5 protein-coding genes are annotated in these 6632 nt (G+C 64.5%); all 5 read left to right on the forward strand.

The window, feature by feature from the left end:
* The coding region (locus QOC69_RS16425; protein WP_526441376.1) for a GMC oxidoreductase at positions 1-1103 on the forward strand (1103 nt) is incomplete at its 5' end.
* Positions 1104-1114: 11 nt separating this feature from the next.
* Complete coding sequence (locus tag QOC69_RS16430) at positions 1115-3190, forward strand: oxidoreductase (RefSeq protein WP_526441378.1); 2076 nt, start codon at positions 1115-1117, stop codon at positions 3188-3190.
* Positions 3191-3332: 142 nt separating this feature from the next.
* Complete coding sequence (gene hisD, locus QOC69_RS16435) at positions 3333-4670, forward strand: histidinol dehydrogenase (protein ID WP_526441380.1); 1338 nt, start codon at positions 3333-3335, stop codon at positions 4668-4670.
* 46 nt (positions 4671-4716) lie between these two features.
* On the forward strand, positions 4717-5235 hold the full coding sequence (locus tag QOC69_RS16440; protein ID WP_526441382.1) for a VOC family protein: 519 nt from the start codon (positions 4717-4719) through the stop codon (positions 5233-5235).
* Positions 5232-6632: aspartate ammonia-lyase (locus QOC69_RS16445; protein ID WP_526441384.1), on the forward strand; the 1401-nt coding region annotated here is incomplete at its 3' end. The genes QOC69_RS16440 and QOC69_RS16445, both read left to right, overlap by 4 nt.

Here is a 6632-nt window from a genome sequence, read left to right on the forward strand (position 1 = left end):
AGGATCCGACCGACCCGTGGCGCTCCACCGACTACCCGTTCCCTGGCATACCACACGAGGGGGCGACCGCCCGTCTGGTGGAGAGCGCGAAAAGGCAAGGCCTGCATCCCTTCGCGGCGCCGCAGGCTCTCGACCGCCGACCCGGCGGCGGATGCGTCCTGTGCTATACCTGCGACTCGTTTGCCTGCATGGTCGACGCCAAGGGCGACGCCGACCTGGCCGCGGTGCGGCCGGCACTGAGCGCTCCGTCGAAGAACGTGCGGCTGTTGACGAACGCCGAAGTCACCCGGTTGGACACCGACCCAACCGGTCGCCGTGTCACGTCTGCTCGGATTCGCCACCACGATCGCCGAATCCAGGTGCGCGCGAAGCGTTTCGTCGTCGCGTGCGGTGCGGTCAACACCGCGGCGCTACTGCTGCGATCGGCCTCGGACGCCCATCCCCGGGGCCTGGCCAACTCCTCCGACCAGGTGGGCCGCAACTACATGGCGCACCTGACCACCTTCGTCCTGGCGATCGATCCACGGCACGAGAACCAAGCCGTCTACCAGAAGACATTCGGAATCAACGACTGGTACACCGCAGGCCCTGGCAATGAGTACCCGCTGGGGAATGTTCAGGGGTTGGGCAAACTCCGTGGGCCGCAGGCGAAGATGGGTCAACCATTGGTTCCGATGCCAATCCTCGACGCGGTCACCAAATACACTCTCGATCTGTTCGTCCAATCCGAGGACCTGCCTCTCGCCGATAACCGCGTCCACCTCAACTCCTCGGGCCAGATCTGCCTGACCCGCCGCGAAACAAATGGCGCCGCACACCGCGAGCTCATCAAGCGAATGAAGAAGGTCGTACGCAAGGCGGGCTTCCCATTCGTGCTGACTCGCAGTCTCGGCGTGGAAGCTACCTCCCATCAGTGTGGAACCGCCCGCATGGGCGATGATCCGGCGACCAGCGTGGTCGATGCGAGCCTGCGGGCACACGATTTGGACAACCTATGGATCACCGACAGTTCGCCGTTCCCGTCGTCGGCGGCGGTCAACCCAGCGATCACCGTCTCGGCATTGGCCCTGCGACTGGGCCAATCCGGTGCGCTGACCGCCTAGGAGATGCATCCGTGACGTCAAGCGTTGGTACCGAAACCTTTGACACCGACCAGACTCTGGCGCCGCTGTTCGAGCCGATCACGTTGGGCAGCGTGCAGGTCCGCAACCGCGTCGTCATGACCGGCCATGGGACCGGCATGGCCAAGGACTACCTGCCCACCGATCAGCACGTGGCCTATTACCGGGAGCGTGCGATGGGTGGTGTCGGGCTGATTGGCATGGCGTTTCCGCAGGTTCATCCGACCTCGCAGGACGTCCCAGGGGAGCCGCGGGCGTGGCTGCCCGAGATCGTGCCCGGCCTTCGCAAGATCAGTGACGCCGTACACGAACACGGTTCCCGCATCGTGATGCAGCTGGGGCATGGCGGCCGGCAGGGCCATTCGACGTTCACCGAGCGCGCACTGTGGGCTCCTTCGAACACCCCGTGCCCGTTCAACCTCGAAATGCCCAAGCAGATGGAGTTGGAGGACATCGACGAAATCGTCGAAGCACATGCGATCGGCGCGCGACACGCCAAGCAGGGCGGGATGGACGGCGTGGAGATTCACTCCGGCTACGGGGGTTATCTTCTCGCTTCGTTCCTGTCGCCGTTCTCCAATCACCGGACGGACGACTACGGCGGCAACCTGGAGAACCGGATGCGCATCGTTGTTCGCGTGATCGACGCGGTGCGTGACGAAGTCGGCACCGATTTCGTGGTTGGCATGAATCTGCAGGGTCACGACTTCAGCCCGGGTGGCCTCCAGGTAAGCGACGCGCAGCAGATCGCGGTGGCCTGCACGTCGACGGGCAAGGTCGACTACATCTGTGTCAAGGCGGCCACCTACAACGAGGCGCACCAGAACGTGCCGGACATGCAGCACCCGAAGCGGATTTGGGAAGATCTCGCGGCGGCGGTGAAGTCAGTCGTCGACGTGCCGGTGATCGCCGTCGGCCGGATCAACGAACCCCTGGACGCAGCGGAGATCCTGAGCCTTGGCCATGCCGACATGGTTGCGATGACCCGGCAGCAGATCGCCGATCCCGAGACGGTCAACAAGATGAAGGATGGCCGGCTCAACGAGATCCGTCGCTGCATCGGCTGCAACCAGGGTTGCATCGACCGGCTCTTCGCCGTCACGCACTCGTCCTGTGTGCACAATCCCGCCGCCGGGTACGAGCGGGAACTGGGCATTGGCACCTTGATGGAGGCGACGTTCCGGCATCGCGTCGTGGTCATCGGTGCGGGTCCGGCGGGGATGAAGGCCGCCGAGACCGCTTCGCGGCAGGGCCACGAGGTCATCCTCTTCGAGCGGCGGTCACGCACCGGGGGCCAGCTGCGAATCGCCTCGAAGATCAAGGGGCGAGAAGAGATCGCCGGCGTCGTCGACCACCTCGACGTCATGATCGAAAAGTATGGCGTCGACCTGAGACTGGGCTGCTCGCCGAGCGCCGAGGACGTCATGGCATTGAGGCCGGACCACGTCATCGTCGCAACGGGATCCGCCCCGGCTTCCGACATCGTCGGAAACCTGGCCCAAGGCATCCCGTTCACGCCAGGACTGGATCAGCGGCACGTGCTGTCGGTCTGGGACGTCTTGGAGGACGGCAAGCCCATCGGCGAACGCGTGGTGATCGTCGACGACGGCGAGGGCGGTTGGAAGGGCATCGGCCTCGCTCTGCAACTGCAGGGCGACCTACACCACGTCGACTTCGTGACACCACTTCCCTACGTCGGCGCGAAGCTGGGACCGTTCAGCGCGAACCTCGCCGTTCCGCGAATTCACCAGTCCGGCATGACAACCCATCCATTCACCACGATGACGGCAGTCGACGGGTCCACCGTGCACATCACCGAACAGGGTCGTCCGGCCACCATCGTCGACGTCGACACGGTGATCCTGGCCGGCTGGCACCGCCCCGTCACCGACTTGTACTTCACCCTCAAGAACGCCATGAAGGACCAGGCGGTCGCGGTCGAGCGTGTGGGAGACGCGATCGCCAGCCGAACCATGATGGATGCCGTTCACGAAGGCGAACGCGCCGCCCGGCGGATTCCGGCGACGGCAGGCCCGGGCAGTCGACGAACATTGCACGAACAACGGTGAACATGTGCATCGAATCTTGTGCCTGTTGCACACGATGAGTCTGTCGAGGTAGGCGACGGGCGCCAAGACTGGAATGACGTCGGCAACGGTCAACATCACCGACGTTCGATGCCCAGCAGTGCAGCGCAAGGAGATACGAATCGTGCCGGAGACACTCAAGGCGCCGACCGCCGAAGTCGGTACGCCCCACAAGAGCGACCCCCAGGTCGTCGCAACGGTCACCCAGGTTCTCGACGACATTCGCGCCAACGGTGACGACGCGGTACGCAGATATTCTCAGCAGTTCGACCGATGGGCGCCATCGTCATTCCGGCTCGGCGAGGCGGAGGTGGCCGCAATCGTGTCCGATCTGCCGACCACCGTCATCGACGACCTGAAGTTCGTACAGGCACAGGTACGGAACTTTGCTCAGGCACAACGTGACTCGATGCTCGACGTCGAGATCGAGACACTTCCCGGCGTGCGGCTGGGCCACAAGCACGTGCCCGTCTCCGCCTCGGGCGCCTACGTACCCGGCGGACGTTATCCCCTCACGGCATCGGCACACATGACCGTCGTGACCGCGAAAGTCGCCGGTGTCGAAAGGGTGGCAGCCACCACGCCACCGAACAACGGCGTCGCGCCGCCGATCAGCGTCGCCGCCATGCACTTGGCGGGCGCCGACGAGATCTACGTGCTGGGCGGCGTGCAGGCGATCGGTGCGCTGGCACTGGGGACCGACACGATCGAGCCGGTCAACCTGCTCACCGGACCGGGCAACGCCTACGTTGCCGAAGCCAAGAGGCAACTGTTCGGCGAAGTCGGCATCGACCTGTTCGCCGGCCCCACCGAGGTCGTCATCGTCGCCGACGACACCGCCGACCCCTTCATCGTCGCGGCCGATCTGCTGAGCCAGGCCGAGCACGGGCCCGATTCGCCGTGCGTGCTGATCACCACCTCCGAGCGGGTCGGCCGCCAAACGATCGCAGAGGTCTCGCGACAGCTGAGCACCCTGCCGACGGCCAACGTCGCGTCGGCCTCCTGGGACCAGCACGGCGAGGTACACGTGGTCGAGGACATCGAAGCGGCCTTCGCCCTGGCCGATCGGTACGCCGGCGAACACGTCCAGATCCTCACTGCCGAGCCGCGACGCGCCCTGACCGGCATGCGTGACTACGGCGCACTGTTCCTCGGCGAGAAGACGTGTGTGTCATACGGAGACAAGGCGATCGGCACGAATCACGTGCTACCCACACTGGGTGCGGCCCGCTACACGGGAGGCCTGTGGGTGGGGAAGTACCTGAAGACCGTCACCTACCAAGAGATCGATGACGCCGAGTCGAGCGCCGAGTTGGGCCGCATCTGCGGCCGCGCGGCCCGGTTGGAGAACTTCGAGGGCCATGCCCGTTCCGCCGACGTGCGCGCCGCAAAGTACGGCGGTGACGCCCTCCCATGGTCCGACCACGACTTCGGCGCCTCGCAGAGGGCTACCGTCTCCTAGAGGAGGACCACCCTTGATCAAAACCCCTCGACCGCGAGTACCCACCATGCGCGCCGTCGACCACGTGGCCTTCACCGTGCCGAACCTCGATGAGGCGGTGGGCTTCTTCGTCGACCATTTCGGCGCCGAACTGATCTTCACCGACGGACCGTTCGTCGACGACCAGTCGGACGGCATGTACAGGCGACTCAGCGTCGACCCACGTGCACGCAGCTCGCTTGCCATGATCCGACTCGGCCAGCACCACAACGTAGAGCTGTTCGAATACAGTGCACCGCAACAGGAGCCGACACCGCCACGCAACAGTGACGTGGGTGGTCATCACCTGGCGTTCTACGTGGACGACATCGACGCCGGCTACGAATACATCCGTGCGATCCCCGGTGTCACGGTGCAGGAAGGCCCCAATGGGGTCAGCCCCGAGGCGCCCGTCGCCGGGCAACGATGGTTCTACTTCCAAACCCCATGGGGAATGCAGATGGAGTTGACCACGTGCGCCACCGGCGGCTTCTACGACGGGTTGCCCGGCGCCGCGGTGGCACCACCGACCCGGACGTGGCGGTGAGCGTGCCCGCGACCCGCCGCGAACGGGACTCCCTCGGCGAGTACCCGGTACCGGAGGCCGCCTACTACGGAATCCACACGGCGCGTGCACTGGAGAACTTCCCCATTTCGGGCATTGCGCTGTCCACGTATCCCGAGTTCGTCGCCGCGCTCGCCGCTGTCAAACAGGCTGCGGCAATGGCCAATCGCGAACTCGGACTGCTTGATCGCCGACGGGCCGATGCGATCGTCGCCGCGTGTGCCGAAATCCGTTCCGGCGAACTGCTCGACCAGTTCGTGGTCGACGTCATCCAGGGTGGTGCGGGCACTTCGACGAACATGAACGCCAACGAGGTGATCGCCAACCGGGCCTTGGAGACCCTCGGCGCTGCGCGCGGTGACTACGACCGGTTGCATCCCCTCGAACACGTCAATCTCAGTCAAAGCACGAACGACGTCTATCCCACGGCCATCAAGGTGGCGCTGCAGGTCCACATCGCCGGACTGCATGCGACGCTGATGGACGTCGCAGCGGCCTTCGGTCGCAAGGCGACGGAATTCCGATCCGTCATGAAGATGGGTCGCACCCAACTCCAGGATGCGGTGCCGATGACCCTCGGTCAGGAGTTCGGCACCTACGCGATCATGGTGGGTGAGGACGCCGAACGGCTGCTCGAGGCTGCGCGACTCGTCGCCGAGATCAACCTCGGAGGCACGGCCATCGGCACGGGACTCAACGCCCACCCGAGATATGCGTCCCTGGTGTGCGAGAAGCTCAACACCATTACCGGCTTCTCCCTTTCCACTGCTTGCGATCTCGTCGAGGCGACTCAGGACGTCGGCGCGTTCGTTCAGGTGTCGGGAGTGCTCAAACGCACCGCGCTGAAACTGTCGAAGATCTGCAACGACCTGCGCCTGCTTTCCTCGGGTCCGCGCTCGGGGTTCAACGAGGTCAATTTGCCTGCGGTGCAGTCGGGTTCGAGCATCATGCCGGGAAAGGTCAACCCCGTCATTCCCGAAGTCGTCAACCAGGTGGCGTTCGAGGTGATGGGCAACGACGTGACCATCAGCATGGCGGCCGAGGCGGGCCAACTACAGCTCAACGCATTCGAGCCCATCATCGCCCACAGTCTCTTCCAGTCGACAGCCCACCTCGACAATGCGTGCCGCACGCTGATCGACAGATGCATCAACGGAATCAGTGCCAACGAACAGCATTTGTACGAGTCGGTGACGAACTCGATTGGAGTGATCACCGCTTTGAGCCCCTACATCGGCTATGCCGCTTCAGCCCGAATCGCCAAAACTGCGCTGCACACGGGTAGATCCATCCCCGATCTCATCGTCGAAGAGGGGATGTTGACGGCCGAACAGGTCGCCGAGCTGCTGGTGCCAGAATCGTTGGTCAGTCCCAGAGAA

The sequence above is a fragment of the Mycobacterium sp. genome (genome assembly GCF_032162105.1).
Classification (GTDB): Bacteria; Actinomycetota; Actinomycetes; order Mycobacteriales; family Mycobacteriaceae; genus Mycobacterium.